Below are 19,908 nucleotides of genomic sequence, written 5' to 3'. Positions count from 1 at the left end.
GGAGCCGGCGGCGACGGCGGCGTCACCACGTCATTCGGGCGCGGTTCCGGCACGTCCACTACAGGCGCTTCCGGCGGCGGCGGCGGTGGTGGCGGCGGCGGCGGCGGCGCGTCGACCAGCGTCACCATGACATTGCGTTCCTTTTCCGCAGCGGCCTTGGGAGCCACGGCAGGAATCAGAAGCATCATCAGGGCTGCAAGATGCAGTGCGATTACAAAGGCGATACCGGCGATACGGGGCCAGCTCAGACCCTTATCTTTCTCGCCGTCATACCTGTGGTGGAAGACCAGTTGTTCCGTCATGCGCCAAGAGCTCTTTAGTGGGGTCGGGACGACGCTGTTATGGCGCCCCTGATTCAGCGGCGCATGACACCGCAGGAACCTCCAAGCTTATACCAATCCTGACCAGCTGCGCATCACAAATGCAGCTGTTCAGGCGTTATTCCTGCTTACTTCAGGTTGATGATTTTGTTTGCATCAGCCGGGTTTTTGACACCCTTGGCCAACGCGTCCCGCGCGGCCTGCTTGGCCTCCGGAATACGCCCCTCCGAGTGCAGCACACGTGCCAGATTCAGGTACGTCTCGCCATCCTTGGAAAGCGGCGCCGCCTTGCGCCACGCTTCAATCGCCTGCGGTACCTGGTCGCTGTAGTAGTACGACTGCGCCAGTGCCAGGTAGACCTGGTGGTCCGGCTTGAGGATGCCCTTCTCCAGGCCCTCGTTGATCACCGCAATGACGTCCCGTTCCTTGTTGTCGGTGTTGGCATAGATCGAGTACAGCTGCTTGTACTCGCGCTCTTCGGTGAGCTGGCCAGCGGCGCGCAGTTTGTCCATCACCGCGGCCGCCTTGTCCATCTGGTCGGCCTGCATGTACATGCTGGCCAGATTCAATTGCGCCTTCTTGTCGGCCGGATTCTTGGCCGCCAGTGCTTCGGCTTCCTTGACCGCTTCAGCGGTCTGGCCCGCTTCGGCGTAGGAGGCCATCAGCAGCTGGTTCCAGTTGTCCTTGGGCTCGGGCGAAGCGGCGATGGCCGCCTTCAGCACCGGAATGGCTTCGGCATACTTTTCAGTCTGGTACAGCGCCTGGCCCTTGATGACCAGTTCTTCCGGCTTGGCCGACTTGGACTCGGCAAAGTACTTGTCCAGAGTGGCCAGCCCCTCGGCGTACTGCTCGTCCTGCAGCTGCAGCTGGGCCAGCATCAACATCGCCTGGAAGTGGCCGTTGTTGTCCAGCTGGTTCAGCGCGATGGCCTGCTGCAGATACTGCTTGGTGGCGGCGCCATCATCCAGGTTGTAGGCCGCCTGTGAGGCGAGCTGATTGGCAACGGCCTTGTCGTAATCGTTGGCATCGGCCGAGGCGATGATTTCATCGGCCAGCGTGCGGGTCTGCGCGTAGTCGTCCTTGTTGTACGCGGCGAACAGCTTCTGCAGCTTGCCGCCCATCTTCGAGGAAGGCTTGCCGTTCGGCTCGGTGCGGGTGGCTTCCGGGAAGAGCACTTCAGCCTTGGCGCTACCCTTGCTGCGACGCTCGTTGCGATCAGACGAACGCGCCTGGGCAAAGGCATCGGCAACCACAACACCGCCGAGCAGGGTCGCAATCAGAACGGAAAGCACTGCTTTCTTGGGGCTGTGGGAAATCATGGTTCACCTCGTTGAAACCGCCAAGGCGGCACTGAAAACGGACGGTCTGGAAAAAGCAGAGCCAGCAAACGTACCAGAAAATATTTGATGGAGAAATCACTTCCGATGCTGTATTGCACCAATGTCCAGGGGACTGCCCGCATCGGTCGCCCCGGGTCAACCGCAGCGCGGGATGCGGCCCGCCTGGCGCGCCTGCTGGTAAACGGGCTGCAACATCGGGATATCGCGTTGCAGTTGGCGGATGCGGTTGGCCGGATCGGGATGGGTGGAGAGCCACTGCGGCGAACGGTTGCCGCCGGCCGCCATCATGTTCTGCCACAGATCCACCGCCTGGGCCGGGTCGAAACCGGCCTGCGCCATCAACCGCTGGCCGACCTCATCGGCTTCACCTTCCTGGGTGCGTGAGCCCGGCAGCAGGATCAGCCCCTGCGCGCCGAGGCCGCCGAACTGGTTGACCACGCTAGTTCCCGCATCGCCATAGGCCGCGCCGGCCAATGCGCCGATGATGCCCAGTCCGATCTGGGTGCCCTGCTGGCGGGTCAGGCGCTCTTCGTGGTGGCGCGAGATCACATGGCCGATTTCGTGGCCGATCACCGCCGCCAGCTGGTCCTGGTTTCTGGCGGCACTGAAAATGCCGGTATTGACGCCCACTTTTCCGCCTGGCAGCGCGAAGGCGTTGGGCTCCTTGTCGACGAACAGCGCCGTTTCCCAACGTACGCCACGGTACTGGGCGGGCAGCTGCGCGACCAGGGCATTGACCACGCATTGCACATAGCCGTTCTGGGTGCCGTCGCGGCTCAGGGTCTGCTTGGCCTTGATCTCGGAAAACGCCTGCGCGCCGAGTTGATCCAGCTGCTGCTGGGACACGCCACCGACCACCTGGCGGCGCCCGGTGGGTGAGGTGGTGGTGGCGCAGGCGCTCAGCAGCAAACCGATGGTCACCGCACAAAGAATCGATTTCACGCAAGCCCCCTTGTTCATGCCCGCAGTGTGCGGGCGGCTGGCTTAATTTTCCGTCAATCCGACGTGCAGATTTAGCCGGTACCGAACACCACCAGCGCGCCCAGCGCGATGGCATTGTTGATCGCATGGGCGGCGATGGCGGCCCACAGCGTGCCGGTCTTGCGGTACAGCCACGCGAAGGCCGCGCCCATGCCGCCGTAGATGAGCCAAAGCTGGAGAATCTCGGGCAGGCCGTTGGCGCTGGTGCCGGGGACCTCGTGCATCAACGCGAAGGCGGCGCTGCTCAGGACAATACCCAGTGCAGGACGACCGGCGGCCCACAGGCGTCCGAACAGCACCCGGCGGAACAGCAGCTCCTCGTAGGCCGGCGCCAGGAACACCGCGAACAGCAGCAGAAACAGCGGAAAATTGGCCAGCGCCTGTTCCATCAACGGCAGATTGGTCGGCACCGGCTCGATGCCGAGCTGCTTGGCGCTCCAGCCGATGAAACTGCTGCCGGCAAAGACCAGCGCAGCCACCAGCAGTGTCCAGCCCCAGGTCGATCCGCGCCGGAGCGCGTGGGCGGAGATGCCGCGTTCGGCCGAGGTGGCACGGCGCCGCCAGGCATACACCAGCAGTGCGGCACCCCCGGTGGAGATCAACGCCATCAGCATCTGCGCCAGGGCGCCGGGTTGCCCGAGCAACTGCGCCATGTCGGCGGCCGCGGACAGGCCGGTCCCGCTGCGGGCGGCCTCCCGGCCGACCTCCACCCCGCGCCACACTCCCCAGACCACACTGCACAGCAGACTCAGGCCCAGCAGTGTGGCCGCGGCGATCAGCAGATCGAGAAAGAACCCTGCAACCGGCGAACCGGCCTGGCGGATACCCGCTGCGGAGCGTGCAACGGCGGGAGCGGGCGGAAGCGGGGGCAGGGCGGACATCGCGATCCTTGGCAGAGCGGTAAAAAAAACGGGCGCTGCGCGATGCAACGCCCGTCTTGGGACTGGTGGGTCAGATATCCAGGTTCATGACCTTCAGCGCGTTGTCCTCGATGAAGTCGCGACGCGGTTCCACCACATCGCCCATCAGGGTGCTGAAGATCTGGTCGGCCGCCACCGCATCTTCGATGCGGACCTGCAGCAGACGCCGGGTATCCGGATTCACCGTGGTGTCCCACAGCTGTTCCGGGTTCATTTCACCCAGGCCCTTGAAGCGCTGGATCTGGCGGCCCTTCTTGGCTTCCTCCAGCAACCAGGCCTGGGCCTGGGCAAACCCGCTGACTTCGGCCGATTTGTTGCCACGGCTGATCCGTGCGCCTTCCCGTACCAGACCGTGCAGCAACTGCGAGGCCTTGTGCAGGGCGCGCAGTTCCCCCGATTCGAACGCCGCCAGCGGCAGCACCTGGATCAACTCCTCGCCCATGTGGCGACGGGTGACCAGTAACGCGGCCGGACGCTGTTCGGTGGGTTCCTGCAGTTCCAGCGTGTAGCGCGGCGTTCCCAGGCTGCCCCGGTTCAGGTGCTTGGCCAGTGCATCCAGGCCTTCGTCCTCGCCCGCGGTACGCAGGTGTTCCAGGTCCATCGGCGTGAAATCGACAAGCGCTTCGAGCAGGCTGCGGTCGTAGCGATGGGCATTGCGGTCGATCGCGTCCTGCGCCGCCGCGTAGGCCAGCAGCAGACTTTCCAGCGCCACGCCTTCGATCGGCGGCTCACCATTGGCCGGAATCAACGCGGCGTTTTCCACCGCGCTGTTGGCCAGATAGGCATCCAGTGCCGGGTCGTCCTTCAGGTACAGCTCGGTTTTGCCCTGCTTGATCTTGTACAGCGGCGGCAGGCCGATATACACGTAACCGCGCTCGATCAGCTCCGGCATCTGCCGGTAGAAGAACGTCAACAGCAGCGTGCGGATATGCGCGCCGTCGACGTCGGCGTCGGTCATGATGATGATCTTGTGGTAACGCAGCTTGTCCGGGTTGTACTCGTCGCGGCCGATGCCGGTACCCAGCGCGGTGATCAGCGTGCCGACCTGGTCGGAGGCCAGCATGCGGTCGAAGCGGGCACGTTCCACGTTGAGGATCTTGCCGCGCAGCGGCAGCACCGCCTGGTTCTTGCGGTTGCGGCCCTGCTTGGCCGAGCCACCGGCCGAGTCACCCTCGACGATGAACAGTTCCGACAGGGCCGGATCCTTTTCCTGGCAGTCCGCCAGCTTGCCGGGCAGGCCGGCGATATCCAGCGCACCCTTGCGGCGGGTCAGATCGCGCGCCTTGCGCGCGGCCTCACGGGCACGGGCGGCATCGACGATCTTGCCGGTGATGGCCTTGGCTTCGTTCGGGTTTTCCTGCAGGAACGCTTCCAGCCGCTGGCCGAAGGCGTTTTCCACCGCCGGTCGCACATCCGAGCTAACCAGCTTTTCCTTGGTCTGGCTGGAGAAACTCGGGTCTGGCACCTTCACCGAGAGCACCGCGATCATGCCTTCGCGCATGTCATCACCGGTCAGGCTGATCTTGGCCTGCTTGGCGATGCCGTTCTGCTCGATATAGTTGCTCAGCACCCGGGTCAGCGCGCCGCGGAAACCGGCCAGGTGGGTACCGCCATCCTTCTGCGGGATGTTGTTGGTGAAGCAGTACATCGTTTCCTGGTAGGAATCGGTCCACTGCAGCGCCACTTCCACGGTGATGCCGTTGTGCTCACCGGTCACCGCGATGACGTTGGGGTGCAACGGGGTCTTGAGCTGCGCCAGATGCTCCACGAAGCTCTTGATGCCGCCCTCGTAGTGGAAGTCGTCGCGCCGGCCTTCGCCACGCTCATCGACCAGAACGATCTTGACGCCGGAGTTCAGGAACGACAGCTCGCGCAGGCGGCGCGCCAGGATTTCGTAATGGAATTCGACGTTGTCGTGAAACGCCTTGAGCGAGGGCCAGAAACGCAGGGTCGTGCCGCGCTTGCTGCTGGCTTCGAGCTGCCGCAGCGGGCCGCACGGAGCGCCATCGGCGTATTCCTGCTGGTAGTGGAAACCGCCCTGGTAGATGTCCAGCAACAGCTTCTGCGACAGCGCGTTGACCACGCTGACACCGACGCCGTGCAGACCACCGGAGACCTTGTAGCTGTTGTCATCGAACTTGCCGCCGGCGTGCAGCACGGTCATCACCACCTCGGCGGCGGAGACTTCGCGGCCCAGCTTGGCGCTCATCTGCTCGTGCTTGCCGGTCGGAATACCGCGCCCGTTGTCCGAGACCGCGACCGAGCCGTCGGCGTGGATCGTGACCGAGACCTGGTCGGCGTGACCGGCCAAGGCTTCGTCGATGGAGTTGTCGACCACCTCGAACACCATATGGTGCAGACCGGTGCCGTCATGGACGTCACCGATGTACATACCAGGACGCTTACGGACAGCCTCCAAGCCCTCCAGGGCGGTAATGCTGTTGGCGTCGTAGTTGCCGTTGTTTGCCGGGGTGTTCTGTTTTTCAGTCATTGCGCTTGCCGTAGGCTCCGCAGGTCGTACGCCCGCCATCATGGCCGGGTACGAGAGATAGGGGATTGCCGCCAAATTATACCAGCCGGGCCCTTGAGCGCCCGGGACGGTCAATCGAGCCGCTGAACCACGCCATGTTCCACGTGGAACCGGGTCGGCGCGGTGGGGGAATCTGCCAGCGCTGCCGGCGGTTCGGTGGCAGTGATGAACACCTGCGCCGGGGTCTGCGCCAGCCATCCCAGGACGCGCTGCTGGTGTCTGCCGTCCAGCTCCGATGCCAGATCATCCAGGGCGATCACCGGCCATTCGCCCCGCTGGTCCGCGTAATCCTCGGCTTGCGCCAACAGACACGCCAGCGCGGTCAGCTTGGCCTGCCCGCGGGACAACGCGTCCCGGCCCGGAATCTGGGAAAATCGGGTACTCCAGTCGGCCCGATGCGGCCCGACCGAGGTGTAGCCGGCCATCCGGTCACGATCCCGGCCAAGCAGCAGTGCGTCGGCCAGGGCCATTTCCTGGCGGCGCCAACCCGGTTGCAGCTCCAGCGCCTGCAATTGCAGGGACGGCGCCAGGTCGGCGGCGATCCGGATGGCCCGATCCTGCAAGCGTTCCAGGTAGTGCTGGCGGCGGGAGGTCAGCGGAGTACCGGATTCGGCCAGCTCGTGATCCCACGCATCCAGTGCCGTGGCGCTGGCCCCGCTTTTGAGCAGGGCGTTGCGTTGCTTCAGCGCCCGTGTGTAGCGTCGCCAAAGCGGAAGGAAGTCGGGTTCCACGTGGAACAATCCCCAATCCACGAAGCGCCGGCGCGGTTCACTGCCGCCACTGATCAACGCATGGCTACCCGGTTCGAACGTGACCACCGCCAGGGCCGCGCACAGCGTTCCCAGTTGCGAGACGTCTTCGCCATCCAGACGGCCTCGCCAGGTATGGCCGCTATGGGCTAGCCCGGCACGACGCCGCTGTCCGGCACTGCCCGCAGGGCCCCGCTCCTCCCATTGCACGAACACATCCAGGCCTTCGGCCTGTTTCTGCACCAGACCGTCACGTACCCGCCCGCGGAAACTGCGGCCATAGGCCATCAAGTGCAATGCCTCCAGGAGACTGGTTTTTCCGGCGCCATTGTCACCGGTGATCAGGTTGATGCCGGGGCGGGGGGCCAGTTCCACGGAATCGAACCGGCGAACACGGTTCAGGGCCACACGGACGATATGCATTGACGCTCTGCTGAAAAACCCGATGCCGCTGCGCCATCCGCAACGAACAGAGGCTCAGCTTAAAGCATCTGGCCCTGCCCCCCGTGCGTTCTGCCCGCGTCACCGGCAGGACGGAATGGCGAGCCCCCCAAATTCCTTGAAATCTGAAACGCCGTGGCGGGAATATCCGTGCAGATTTCACGAAATCACAGCCCAATCCGGGCAAGGACAGAACGGGGCACAAGGCTTGTGTATAAGTAGGGCAACCTGTGGATAAAAACAGCTCTTTTGCCCCTGTCGCGACTTATGCACAGCTATCCACAGGCTAGATCCCGGGTTCTACAGGGGGTTTCAATGCCATTAAATCCATATAAAACAGCAACTTGATAGAGTTCTACATGAAATCTGCCCCTACCATCACCACCAAGCTTTTGATTTATCTTCTAATTTAAAAGCTTTGATAGAAGCGAAAAGCGCCTCCAGCCTGCAGCAACCAGGCGTGTAACTGCTTTCCTGGGCGCAACGTCTTTGCTGCCTGATTTCACGGGTCCCAACCCACGGCACGCGCTACAGGAAAGCGCGTGCCGCCTCGCGAGCAGAGGAACTCGATCGCGGCGTTTCTCCGGCTCGTCGGCTACAACGACTGACCAGAAAAATTTCCACGACAAGGGATATCACCACGTTCCACGGGGAATGCGTTGTGCTTGATGCAAGCAAACTGCAGGCCTTGGGAAGCTGGCTGCCTTGACGTGGTCAGCCTGAAATCCAGCGATCACCAATGAGCACGAAAAACGCAAAGAAAAAGCCCGGCGATGCCGGGCTTTTTCGTGTTCCACGTGGAACATCGGTCAGAGGCGCAGCGGCATCACCACGTGACGCGACTTCTCGCTGCTGGCTTCACGCACCAGGGCCGAGGAGTTTGAATCGCGCAGCTGGATCACCACGTGCTCGTCGCGCAACGCCGACAGCGCATCCAGCAGGTAGTTGACGTTGAAGCCAATGGCCAGATCACTGACCGTGGTATCGGCTTCAATCTCTTCCTGGGCTTCTTCCTGCTCCGGGTTGTGCGCGCTGATCTTCAGCTGGCCCGGGCTCACTTCCACGCGCACGCCGCGGTACTTCTCGTTGGACAGGATCGCCGCACGCTGCAGGGAAGCGCGCAGGGTTTCACGCTCGACTTTCACTTCCCGATCGGCGCCGATCGGAATGACGGCTTCGTAGTCCGGGAAACGGCCATCGATCAGCTTGGAAGTGAAGGTCACATCGTCGCGTTTGACACGCACGTGGCTGCGGCCGACTTCCAGCTCGACTTCGCGCTCGCCGCCTTCCAGCAGACGCTGCAATTCGGTCACGCCCTTGCGCGGCACGATGATCTGGCGCTTGGCTCCGTTGCTGTTTTCCAGCGCGGTTTCACACAGCGCCAGACGGTGGCCATCAGTAGCCACGCAGCGCAGCGTCTTGTCGCGCAGGTCGAACAGCAGACCGTTGAGGTAATACCGCACGTCCTGCTGCGCCATCGCGAACGCGGTGCGTTCGATCAGTTCCTTCAGTGCCGCTTCCGGCACCACCACGCGCTCGGTGGCTTCCACTTCATCCACCGACGGGAAGTCGTTGGCCGGCAGGGTGGCCAGCGTGAAACGGCTGCGCCCGGCCTGCACGGTGATCTTGTCACTGGTCTGCGAGACCGTGATACGGCTGCCATCGGGCAGGGCGCGGATGATTTCGAACAGCTTTCGCGCCGGAATGGTGGTTTCGCCGTCCTGGGCATCGTCAACGGCGATGCGGGAGACCATTTCCACTTCCAGATCGGTACCGGTCAACGACAACTGGCCCTCTTGGACCTGGACCAGGAAATTGGCCAGAACCGGCAGAGTCTGGCGGCGTTCTACCACGTTGACGACCTGGGCCAACGGCTTGAGAAAGGCTTCGCGCTGCAGTGTGAAACGCATGTGGTTTCGTGCCCCTATGCTTTAAAAGATGTGGTTTAAATCAAAAGCTTGGTGGTGATGGTAGAGCCAGATTTCGTTTAAAACACACCTAAGTGTTTGTTATTCAAAGGTTTTCAATGCCTGAAACCCTCTGTATTACTGACCCCGAGCAGGGGGATGAACCTGTGGATAGATTTGCGCCTGAAATAACCGGCCTTTTTATCCACAGATTCTCCCGTGCTTACCCCGGAATGATGCACCGTTTTGTGCGATGACGCCCGCTTGGTGTGCAGGCATCATTGCCGGACTTCCAGCAACGACACGACGGCGGCTACCGGTGGTGAATGAGGTGATCAACCCACGCAAGTCCGCGGCCGGCGCAGCCGCTCGGCCACTCACTCGCTGAGCTTGCGGATGAGTTTGTCCCAGTCCTCGCGCAGCTTGCCGTCGGTTTCCATCAGATGCTTGATCTGGCGCACCGCGTGCAGCACGGTGGTGTGGTCGCGGCCGGCAAAGGCATCGCCGATTTCCGGCAGGCTGTGCTCGGTCAATTCCTTGGTCAACGCCATGGCCACCTGGCGCGGACGGGCCAGCGAGCGGGTGCGGCGCTTGGACAGCAGATCTTTCATCTGCAGGCCGTAGTAGTCGCCGACCACCTTCTGGATGTTGGGAATGCTGATGGCCTGCTGCTGGGCACGCAGCAGATCGCGCAGGGTTTCCTGGGCGAATTCGGTGGTGATCGCCCGGCCGGTGAAATTGGCGCGGGCGGTGAGCGTATTGAGTGCGCCTTCCAGGTCGCGGACGTTGGAACGCATCTTCTTGGCGATCAGGAACGCGACATCATCGGGGATGTCAGCGCCACGTTCGCGGGCTTTTGCCAGCACGATCGCGGCACGGGTTTCGAAATCCGGCGGCTCGATCGCCACCGACAGGCCCCACGCCAGCCGCGATTTCAGGCGGGCTTCCAGGCCTTCGACTTCGCGCGGATAGCGGTCGCAGGTCAGGATGATCTGCTGCTTGCCGTCGAACAATGCGTTGAAGGTGTGGAAAAACTCCTCCTGCGTGCGGTCCTTGCCGGCAAAGAACTGGATATCGTCGATCAGCAGCGCGTCCACCTGCTGGAACTGGCGCTTGAACTGGTCCATGGTCTTTTCCTGCAGCGCCCGGATCATCGCGCTGAAGAACTGTTCCGAGCGCAGATACAGCACCTTGGCGGCCGGATTGGCCTGGCGCATCGCATTGCCGGCGGCAAACATCAGGTGGGTTTTGCCCAGACCGGTGCCGCCGTACAGCAACAGCGGGTTGTGCGCGCGGTCGCCGGGTTTCTGCGCGGCCTGGAAGGCGGCGGCCAGACCCAACTGGTTGCTGCGGCCTTCGACGAAGTTGGCAAAGGTGTAATGCGAATCCATGTTGCCGTTGAACGGCACCACCGGCGCGGCCGGGGCCGGCGCGCTGGCCACGGGAGCCAGCGGCGCCGGGTCCGCTGCGCGCGGGCGCGAGCCGACCTCCAGCACCACCTCGCCAAAACCGGCGAAATAGGTCAGCAATTCGGCGATGCGCGGCAGGTAATGTTCGCGCACCTGATCGACGATAAAGGCATTGGGCGCATACAGCACGAGGCTGTCGGCGCGCTGGTCGGCCTGCAACGGCTTCAACCAGGTGTGGACATCTTCCGGCGGAAATTCCGCCTCCAGACGTTCAAGACAACGGGACCAGGCATCCATCAGAAATAGTCATCAAAGGCTTGTCAGCCGGGCGCAGAAAGCCGCCGGGCCACAGGCCGGAAAGGGGGGAAGTGGATGGCGCAGACTACCACCGCCGGGCCGGGCCGGGAATGCTTGTCCCGTATTTATTCACAGGATCATCCACAAGTTACGCACCGTCGCCGTACCGCCACTTGAAGAAGGGGTTTGACGGGAGGGGGTAACCCTCTATAGAATTTCCGGTTCTTTCCGTCCACTTCATACAGGTGCCCCCATGGCCACCAAGCGCACGTTCCAACCCAGCAACCTCAAGCGCAAGCGCGACCACGGCTTCCGTGCTCGTATGAAGACCGCTGACGGCCGCAAGATTCTGTCGCGTCGCCGCGCCAAGGGCCGCAAAGTCCTCAGCGCTTGATTGCGTTGCCGCGTGATGCGGCAAATGCAACTCCGATCGTGAGCAGTGCCTTCCCGCGCAAGCGATTTCCTCGCTCTGCGCGGGTTCGTACGCGTGCCGAATATACATCGGTCTTCAACGGCGCCCGCCGTGTGTCCGACCCGCTGATGACACTCCACTGGCTGAACGGGGATAGCCCCCCCCGGCTGGGACTGGCAGTGTCACGGAAGGTCGACACGCGTGCGGTCGGTCGTAACCGTATCAAGCGTGTGTTGCGCAATGCAACACGCCATCTCCGGTCGTGTCTGGCCGGTGGCGACTATGTGATAGTCGCCCGTGCGGCGGCCAAGACCGCCAGCAACCAACAGATCCACGAGGCGTTCGAGCGCCTGCTGCGCCGTGCTGGCGCATTGCCCCCTGCTGGCGTGAGCGGCACAATGCCGCCGCGCGAGGGTGTTGGACCCTTTCCTTTGAACGCGCCGGAAGCCGCTTCCGGTCGAGCCGAGCCTGCCTGCTGATGAACCAGACCCGTGTATTCCTGATTTTCGCCTGGCTGATGGTGGCCGTGCTGCTGTGGATGGAATGGGGTCGGGAAAAGGCGGCGCCGGATCCGGCCACCGTGGCCGCGACCCAGCCGGCTGTACCCCACGCCAATGATGTCGATCTGGCCCCGCCGCCGGCCGGCAATGTGCCGCAGGCCACCGTGCCCGGCCAGGCCGGTGCCGCGCCGGTAGCCGCTATGGAGGCAGCCACCACCGCACCGCGGGTGACGGTCACCACCGACGTGCTCAAGCTGGTGCTCGACGGCCGCAGCGTGCTCGATGCCGATCTGCTGCAGTTCCCGCAGACCAAGGCCGCCGGCAGCCCGCCGGTGCAGTTGCTGACTGAAGACACCGCCCATCCGTACAGTGCCACCGCCGGCTGGGCCGGTCAGGGCGGCTCGCCGGTGCCCGGTGCCAACGGCTTCCAGCCGGCACAACCGGTCACCGAGGTGGTGCTGGCTGAAGGCCAGGACAGCGTCCAGGTGCCGTTCGTCTGGAATGGCCCCAATGGCGTCAGCATCCACCGCACCTACACCTTCAAGCGTGGCGACTACGCCATCGGCGTGAAGGATGAAGTGGTCAACACCGGCACCGTGCCGTGGCAGGGCTATGTGTTCCGCAAGCTCGACCGCGTGCCGCCGGTGATCAGCAAGGGCATGACCAACCCGGATTCGTTCAGCTTCAACGGTGCCACCTGGTACAGCGCCGCCGATGGCTACCAGCGCCGCGCCTTCTCCGACTATCTGGACGACGGCAACGTCAACCAGACCATCACCGGCGGCTGGCTGGCGATGCTGCAGCACCACTTCTTCACCGCGTGGATTCCGCAGGCCGACCAGTCGGCGCTGTACCTGCTCTCGCAGAACGGCCCGCGCCATGTGATCGAAGCGCGCGGTCCGGGCTTCAGCGTGGCCCCGGGGCAGAAGGTCAGCACCGAGGCGCGCCTGTGGGTGGGCCCGAAGCTAGTCAACCAGATCGCCAAGGAAGACGTGAAGGGTCTGGACCGCGTGGTCGACTACAGCCGTTTCTCGCTGATGGCGGTGATCGGCCAGGGCCTGTTCTGGGTGCTCAACCAGGTGCACAAACTGGTCGGCAACTGGGGCTGGGCGATTGTCGGCCTGGTGATCCTGCTGAAGCTGGCGCTGTTCCCGCTGGCCAACGCGCAGTTCAAGTCGCAGGCCAAGATGCGCAAGTTCCAGCCGCGCATCGCCCAGCTCAAGGAACGCTACGGCGACGACAAGCAGAAGTTCCAGGTCGCCATGATGGAGCTGTACAAGAAGGAGAAGATCAATCCGCTGGGCGGCTGCCTGCCGCTGCTGATCCAGATGCCGATCTTCTTCGCGCTGTACTGGGTGCTGGTCGAATCGGTGGAGCTGCGCCAGGCACCGTGGTTCGGCTGGATCCAGGACCTGACCGCGCGTGACCCGTACTTCATCCTGCCGGTGATCAACGTCGCGGTGATGTGGTTCACGCAGAAGCTGACCCCGGCCGTGGGCATGGACCCGATGCAGCAGAAGATGATGCAGTTCATGCCGCTGGTGTTCGGCGTGATGATGGCCTTCATGCCGTCCGGTCTGGTGCTGTACTGGGTGGTCAACGGCGGCCTGAGCCTGGCCCAGCAGTGGTGGATGATCAAAAAGCACGGCGAAGACACGCCGAGCAAGGTCATCGAAGCCAAGTAACCAAAAGCCCGCCGCAAGGCGGGCTTTTCGCATGCGGCGCTAGAATCGCCGGCAGCCGCGTTCAGTCTCCTTTTTCCCGAGTTTGCCCATGCCCTGCGTGCCTTCGCGATCCCGTCTGCTGCTGCTTTCACTGGTGTTGGCCGCCTCCAGCCTCAGCGGTTGCACTGACCGGAGCGAGGCCGAGAACCCGGCGGCAAACGCCGCTGCGGTCCCTGCCGATGCAGTCACCGGGCCGGCGGCGGCGGCGCCGCTGCTGGCGGCACTGCGCGGACAGCTCGAGGGCCATCGCCGCATCATCGTGCTGCTGGCCGACGAGGCGCAGCAGTCGGCGGCGGATCGCAGTACTTCCAGCCGCATCGGCCAGCAGCTGTTCCATGACGGGCTGGCGCAGCGCGAGGCCATCGCCACCCAGTTCGACCGCCTGCTGCGCGGGGCCAGTCCACAACGTTTCGCCACGCTGTCGGCGGTGCTCGATTACATCGAATCGGCGCCGGAGCTGTTTGATGCCGATCGCCTGGCTTTTCGCGAAGTGTTGCGCGAGCTGCAGGTGCGCGTCGGTGCCGATTCCTCGCTGCCGGCGGTGAAGCTGCACCAGCGTATCGGCGAGGACCTGGAGGCACTCGATGCGATCGAGCGCAACTACAACCAGGAAATCACCCGCATCTTCAGCCGCTTCGAGCGCACCCGCGCCATCGACCTGAAGCGTGAGAAGTGGGAGGACTACATCGCCCACCTGCGCAAGCAGTACAGCCGTGAGGCGATCCTGCGCGACTACGGCGTGATCGAGCCGTACCCGATGTCGATGCGCGACAGCGAGCGCGAGATTTTCGGCCGCGACCTGCCGGCCAAGACCGTGGTGCTCACCTTCGATGACGGTCCGCACAAGGCCTACACCGAGGAGGTGGTCGCCATCCTCAAGCGCTACGACGTGCCCGGCGTGTTCTTCGAGGTGGGTCGCAACCTGGGCACGGTGCAGGCCGATGGCAGCGTCGCGCTGGGACCGATGGCCGGTATCAGCCGCAACCTGATGGAACAGGGGTATGCGGTGGGCAACCACAGCCTGACCCACGCGCAGCTCTCGCGCACCAGTGGTGATGCGCTGCGCGAACAGGTGCTGGCCACCGATACCCTGCTCAAGGGGGTGGATAGCCGGCGCGCGCCGCTGTTCCGCTTCCCCTATGGCGCGCGCAACGCCGAAGGCCTGCAGCTGCTGGGCGAAGCGGGGCTGAAGTCGATCATGTGGAACATCGATTCGATGGACTGGGCCGACCCGGTGCCCGAATCGATCGTGCAGCGCGTGCTCGAGCAGGTGCACAAGGAGCAGAAGGGCATCATCCTGTTCCATGACATCCACGACCGCGCGGTCAAAGCCTTGCCGCAGATCCTGGACCGGTTGATTGCCGACGGTTACCAGTTCGCCGGCTGGAACGGCCGGGATTTCACCGTCAGCCGTGCGCGGCAGGGCGCCCGCGACGAGGCCACGGTCACCACCGGCTACGGAAAATCCTGGGCGATCGTCATCGGCATCGATGAGTACGCCAAATGGCCGAAGCTCGAATACGCCGGGCGCGATGCGCAATCCATCGCCGATACGTTGACCGGGCAGTTCGGTTTCCCGTCGTCGCAGGTGATCGTGCTGAAGAACGAGCAGGCCACGCGCAACAACATCCTGGCCGCCTTCCATGATCGTCTGGTCGATGACCGCACCGGCAAGAACGACCGCGTGTTCGTGTTCTTCGCCGGCCATGGCGCCACCCGCCAGCTCGCCTCCGGTCGCGACCTGGGCTACATCATCCCGGTGGATTCGGATCCCAACGAGTTCGCCACCGATGCCATTGCGATGACCGACATCCAGAACATTGCCGAGAGCCTGCAGGCCAAGCACGTGCTGTTCGTGATGGATGCCTGCTACAGCGGGCTGGGGCTGTCCCGTGGCGGTGGCAGTTCCTCGACGTTCCTGCGCGAGAACGCCCGTCGCAGCGCGCGGCAGATGCTCACCGCCGGTGGTGCCGACCAGCAGGTGGCCGACAGCGGCCCGAACGGGCATTCGGTGTTCACTTGGGTGCTGCTGCAGGCGCTGGGCGGCAAGGGCGATCTCAATGGTGATGGTCTGATCACCGGGACCGAACTGGCCGCGTATGTGGCGCCGGCGGTGTCGGCAGTGTCAAAGCAGACCCCGGCCTTCGGCAGCCTGCCGGGTTCGCAGGGCGGCGAATTCGTGTTCCAGTTACCCGACAGCCAGGAATTCCTGACCGCCGACACGCGCCAGCTCTCGGCCGATGCGATCGCGCTCAACAGTCGCGTGGAAGCCGTGCAGGAAACCAGGCCCGGCGGCGACGCCAAGGCCCCGGTGACAGTGGCCGATCTGCAAGGGGGACGCAGCACGCTGCAAGTGCCGGCGGCAGTGCCGTTGTCCGAGCGCCAGCGCGCGCAGCAGGCCAACGACCGCGGCCTGCAGTTGTACCGCGAGAAGCGCTACGACGAGGCGGTGGCGCAGTTCACCGAAGCGCTGAAACTGCGCCCGGACTTCGCGCTGGCGGCCAACAACCTGGGCTTCGTCTACTACCGCCAGCAGCGCTACGCCGAGGCGGCGCGCTGGCTGGAGAACACGCTGAAGATCGACCCCTCGCGGGCAGTGGCCTATCTGAACCTGGGCGATGCCTATTTCCATCTGGGCGACACCGCCAGGGCCCGGCAGGCCTACACCACCTATCTGGAGCTGCAGCCCACCGGCGGCGGCGCCGCCCAGGCCCGCGCCCAACTGCAGAAGCTGTAAGCCATGAATGAACTGTCCACCGGCCAGACCATTGTCGCCATTGCCAGCGGCGCCGCCGCCGGTGGTGTCGGCATGCTGCGCATCTCCGGCCCGCTGTCGCTGCGCCTCGCCGCTGCCCTGGGGTGTCCACCGCTCAAGCCGCGGCATGCGCATTACGCCAGATTCCGCGATGCAGCCGGGGAGGTGATCGACGATGGCATCGCGCTGTATTTCCCCGGTCCGCGCAGTTTCACCGGCGAGGATGTGGTGGAGCTGCAGGGCCATGGCAGCCCGGTGGTGCTGCGCCAGTTGCTGGCGCGCTGCATCGAACTGGGCGCGCGCCAGGCCCGCGCCGGTGAATTCAGCGAGCGGGCATTCCTCAACGGAAAACTCGACCTGGCCCAGGCCGAGGCGATTGCCGATCTGATCGCCGCCGGTGATGTGCGCGCCGCGCGGGCTGCGCGCCGGTCGCTCGACGGCGTGTTCTCGCAACGCGTGGACGAGGTGGCCGAGCAACTGGTGCGGCTGCGGATCCATGTGGAGGCGGCGATCGATTTCGCCGATGAACCGCTCGATACGCTGGGCGGTGCGCAGGTGCGGGCCGGCGTGGAACAGGCGCGCGCGCTGCTGGGCCAGCTGCGCATCGATGCCGAGCGCGGCCGCAAGTTGCGTGATGGCCTGCATGCGGTGCTGATCGGCCCGCCCAACGCCGGCAAGAGTTCGCTGCTCAATGCGCTGGCCGGCAGTGAACGGGCGATCGTCACCGATATCGCCGGCACCACCCGCGATACCCTGCGCGAGACCATCCGCATCGACGGGCTGGAGCTGGAACTGGTGGACACCGCCGGTCTGCGCGAAGGCGGCGATGCCATCGAACGCGAAGGCATGCGCCGCGCTCGCGCGGAAATGCAGCGCGCGGATCTGGCCATCGTGGTGCTGGATGCCCGTGACCCCGAAGCGGGGCGCCTTGCCATTGGCGATGCCGCCACACAGGCGGCGCGCCAGCTGTGGATCCACAACAAGTGCGATCTGCTGCCGCAATGGCCGCAGGAGCTGGGCGCCGACCGCATCGCGCTGTCGGCGGCCAGTGGCCAGGGGCTGGAACAGCTGCACGCGCGCCTGCGCGAGATCGCCAGCGAGGGCGCGGGCGAGGGCCAGCAGGGCGAATTCTCCGCGCGCCTGCGCCATGTCGAGGCGATCGCGCGTGCGGCCGAGCATCTGGAGATCGCCGCCGAGCAGTTGCGCTTTGATCAGCTGGAACTGGCGGCCGAGGAACTGCGGCTGGCGCACGATGCCCTCGGCGAGATCACCGGCCGGATGACCGCCGACGACCTGCTGGGGAAGATCTTCTCCAGTTTCTGTATCGGCAAATAACCGCGGCGGCGATGGTCCGCGCCGCACAATCGGCAGGAGCAACACATGTTTTCGCACATCGTGGTGGGTGCCAATGACATCACCGCCTCCAGGCGGTTCTATGACGCCGTGCTGGCCGCACTCGGCGGAAAGCCCGGTTTAATCGACCCCAAGGGCAACGTGGTCTACCGCCATCAGGGCGCGCTGCTGATCGTGGGGCATCCGCGCAACGGCGAGCCGGCAACGCCTGCCAATGGCGGCACCATCGGTTTCACCTGTGGCAGCCCCGGAGACGTGGACGCGTGGCATGCCGCGGGCGTCGATCATGGCGGTACCAGCATTGAAGATCCGCCGGGCCTGCGGCAGACACCGTTCGGGCCGCTGTATCTGGCCTATCTGCGGGATCCGGCCGGGAACAAGCTGTGTGCCGCCTATCACCCGGCAGCCGCCACCGCGTGAACCACCGCCGCTGCTGATTCCGGTGGCGCAGTGCCGGTGGGTGCTGCGCTGTTACTGGCAGGTTCGGCTGGCGGCCGCTAGCCTGTGGGCCGTTGCGGGATACCCCCGTATGTCGGAGTGCGGTCCAATGCGCCATTGATGCCCCCGTCGTGATGACGGTCCCTTTCCGTCCCTGCTGCCGCTGGCGGCCGGGTACTTCGGGCATCGATGGAAACCTGCATGACCTGTTCTGTATCCGTGACGCTGGATGGCGTCAGTTGGCACACGCCCGATGGGCGCTGCCTTTTCTCCGATCTCAGCCTTCACCTCGATGCCCGGCCGACCGCGCTGGTCGGGCGCAACGGCGTGGGCAAATCCGTACTGGCGCAACTGCTGGCAGGGCGGCGGATGCCCAGCGCCGGGCAGATCCGACGTATCGGTCAGGTGCACTACCTGCCGCAGCAGATCCAGCCCGTCCCCGGACAGCGCGTCGCCGAACTGGCGGCTGTGGATAACGTCCTGCAGGCGCTGCGCCGGATCGAGCAGGGCAGCATCACCCCTGCCGATTTCGAGCGGGTGGGCGAGCAGTGGAGCCTGCGCGAGACCTTGCAGCACGCCTTGGCGCAGGCCGGGCTGGAAGGCGTGGATGCCGATACCCCGGTGGATACGCTCAGCGGCGGTCAGCGCATGCGGGTGGCGTTGGCTGGCGCATTGTTGCAACCGGCCGCACTGCTGATCCTCGATGAGCCGAGCAATCACCTGGACCGCGCTGGCCGGCAATGGCTGGCCCGGCAGCTGCAGGCGCGTGGCAAGGGGATGCTGCTGGTCAGTCACGACCGCCCGCTGCTGCACGGTGTGGAACGGGTGCTGGAACTGTCGGCGCAGGGGCTGCGCAGCTACGGCGGCAACCATGAAAGTTATGCACAGGCCCGCACCGCCGAACGGGCCGCAATCCACGCGCTGCAGCAGCAACGCCGGCAGGAACGGCGCAAGGGCGAGCAGGCGCTGCAGCAGCAACGGCAACGGCTGGAGCAACGCCACGCGCGCGGAAGCCGGGCCGCGGCCAGTGCCAATCAGGCGCCGATCCTGCTTGGCGGGCAGCGCCAGCGCGCCCAGGCCAGCGCCGGCAAGGCACACCAGCAGTTGCAGCTGCGTCAGCAGCAGCTGCAGGACAACCTGCAGCAGGCGCGCGCGCTGGGCGAGCCGGCCGCGCCGGTGCTGCTGGCGCCGGTCGTCGACGCCGCCGCGCCGCCGTGGGTCGCCCGTTTTGAGCAGGTGCAGCTGCCGCATGTGGCAGCGCCGCTACGCGATCTGGATTTCGCACTGCGTCGCGGCGAGCGGCTGGCGATCAGTGGCTGCAATGGCGCGGGCAAATCGACCTTGTTGAAGGTGCTCGCCGGGCAGCTGGCGCCGTTGCACGGCAACGTGCAGATATCGGTGCCGCTGGCGCTGCTGGATCAGCAGCTGCAGGTGCTGCCGCCCGGTCGCACCGCGCTGGCGGCGCTGCAGGCCTGCAACCCACTGCTGGACGAGGCCGAGTTGCGCAGCCGTCTGGCCCTGCTGGGGCTGGATGCCACACAGCTGCAGTGCCCGGCCGCGCTACTTAGCGGCGGGCAGCGGCTGATCGCGGCGCTGGCCTGCGCGCTCTATGCCGATCCCCCTGCGCGGCTGCTGCTGCTCGATGAGCCGGGCAATCACCTCGATCTGGAAGCGTTGGCGGCGCTGGAAACCGTGCTGTGCCAGTACCACGGCACCCTGGTGGTGGTCTCGCACGATGAGGCCCTGCTGCAGGCCATCGGCATCAGCGCGCGGCTGCAGGCCGATGCCGATGGCTGGCGCTGGTCGGCGTGCTGAGCCGGCCCGCCGTTCTT

14 protein-coding genes and 1 pseudogene are annotated in these 19,908 nt (G+C 64.9%); 7 read left to right on the top strand and 8 right to left on the bottom strand.

Annotated features, from left to right (window positions below; all coding sequences use genetic code 11):
- The 8 genes and pseudogenes from ARC78_RS09660 to dnaA all read right to left on the bottom strand — a co-directional run.
- Window positions 1-302, bottom strand: a pseudogene (locus tag ARC78_RS09660) (energy transducer TonB); the annotation flags it as partial.
- Window positions 303-448: 146 nt separating this feature from the next.
- Window positions 449-1,639: a heme biosynthesis protein HemY gene (locus ARC78_RS09655; RefSeq protein ID WP_054660126.1), complete on the bottom strand. Its 1,191-nt coding sequence runs from the start codon at window positions 1,637-1,639 to the stop codon at window positions 449-451.
- Window positions 1,640-1,795: 156 nt separating this feature from the next.
- Window positions 1,796-2,602: a M48 family metallopeptidase gene (locus ARC78_RS09650; RefSeq protein ID WP_256202381.1), complete on the bottom strand. Its 807-nt coding sequence runs from the start codon at window positions 2,600-2,602 to the stop codon at window positions 1,796-1,798.
- Between the two features lie 71 nt (window positions 2,603-2,673).
- A complete protein-coding gene (locus ARC78_RS09645) occupies window positions 2,674-3,522 on the bottom strand; it encodes a CPBP family intramembrane glutamic endopeptidase (RefSeq protein ID WP_057506196.1) in 849 nt (282 codons plus the stop codon).
- A gap of 70 nt (window positions 3,523-3,592) precedes the next feature.
- Window positions 3,593-6,052 (bottom strand): DNA topoisomerase (ATP-hydrolyzing) subunit B, encoded by a 2,460-nt coding sequence (gyrB, locus tag ARC78_RS09640; protein WP_054658984.1) that lies wholly within the window; start codon window positions 6,050-6,052, stop codon window positions 3,593-3,595.
- A 110-nt stretch (window positions 6,053-6,162) separates the two neighbouring features.
- Window positions 6,163-7,263, bottom strand: a complete 1,101-nt coding sequence (recF, locus tag ARC78_RS09635; protein WP_057506195.1) for a DNA replication/repair protein RecF — start codon at window positions 7,261-7,263, stop codon at window positions 6,163-6,165.
- Window positions 7,264-8,090: 827 nt separating this feature from the next.
- On the bottom strand, window positions 8,091-9,191 hold the full coding sequence (gene dnaN / locus ARC78_RS09630; protein ID WP_057506194.1) for a DNA polymerase III subunit beta: 1,101 nt from the start codon (window positions 9,189-9,191) through the stop codon (window positions 8,091-8,093).
- A gap of 374 nt (window positions 9,192-9,565) precedes the next feature.
- Window positions 9,566-10,894, bottom strand: coding sequence for a chromosomal replication initiator protein DnaA (gene dnaA / locus ARC78_RS09625; RefSeq protein WP_057506193.1), 1,329 nt, complete (start codon window positions 10,892-10,894; stop codon window positions 9,566-9,568).
- Between the two features lie 253 nt (window positions 10,895-11,147).
- On the opposite strand from dnaA, the gene rpmH reads away from it, so the two are divergent.
- The 7 genes from rpmH to ARC78_RS09595 all read left to right on the top strand — a co-directional run bounded on the left by rpmH (window position 11,148) and on the right by ARC78_RS09595 (window position 19,891).
- Window positions 11,148-11,288 carry a 50S ribosomal protein L34 gene (gene rpmH / locus ARC78_RS09620; RefSeq protein ID WP_006404565.1) on the top strand — a complete coding sequence of 47 codons (141 nt, stop codon included), beginning with the start codon at window positions 11,148-11,150 and terminating at the stop codon, window positions 11,286-11,288.
- Window positions 11,289-11,293: 5 nt separating this feature from the next.
- Window positions 11,294-11,785 carry a ribonuclease P protein component gene (gene rnpA / locus ARC78_RS16335; RefSeq protein WP_083468598.1) on the top strand — a complete coding sequence of 164 codons (492 nt, stop codon included), beginning with the start codon at window positions 11,294-11,296 and terminating at the stop codon, window positions 11,783-11,785.
- On the top strand, window positions 11,785-13,491 hold the full coding sequence (gene yidC, locus ARC78_RS09615) for a membrane protein insertase YidC (protein WP_057506192.1): 1,707 nt from the start codon (window positions 11,785-11,787) through the stop codon (window positions 13,489-13,491). The genes rnpA and yidC overlap by 1 nt, the downstream gene beginning before the upstream one ends.
- An 88-nt stretch (window positions 13,492-13,579) precedes the next feature.
- Window positions 13,580-16,267 carry a polysaccharide deacetylase family protein gene (locus ARC78_RS09610; protein ID WP_057506191.1) on the top strand — a complete coding sequence of 896 codons (2,688 nt, stop codon included), beginning with the start codon at window positions 13,580-13,582 and terminating at the stop codon, window positions 16,265-16,267.
- Between the two features lie 3 nt (window positions 16,268-16,270).
- Complete coding sequence (mnmE, locus tag ARC78_RS09605; RefSeq protein ID WP_057506190.1) at window positions 16,271-17,620, top strand: tRNA uridine-5-carboxymethylaminomethyl(34) synthesis GTPase MnmE; 1,350 nt, start codon at window positions 16,271-16,273, stop codon at window positions 17,618-17,620.
- A 45-nt stretch (window positions 17,621-17,665) separates the two neighbouring features.
- Entirely contained in the window at window positions 17,666-18,058 is a 393-nt protein-coding gene (locus ARC78_RS09600) for a VOC family protein (protein ID WP_054660694.1), read from the top strand.
- A gap of 219 nt (window positions 18,059-18,277) precedes the next feature.
- On the top strand, window positions 18,278-19,891 hold the full coding sequence (locus ARC78_RS09595; protein ID WP_057506189.1) for an ATP-binding cassette domain-containing protein: 1,614 nt from the start codon (window positions 18,278-18,280) through the stop codon (window positions 19,889-19,891).
- The last annotated feature ends 17 nt before the right edge of the window (window positions 19,892-19,908 follow it).

It is taken from the genome of Stenotrophomonas pictorum JCM 9942, assembly GCF_001431585.1.
Lineage (GTDB): Bacteria > Pseudomonadota > Gammaproteobacteria > Xanthomonadales > Xanthomonadaceae > Stenotrophomonas > Stenotrophomonas pictorum.
This window is presented reverse-complemented; position numbering and strand designations above follow the sequence as displayed.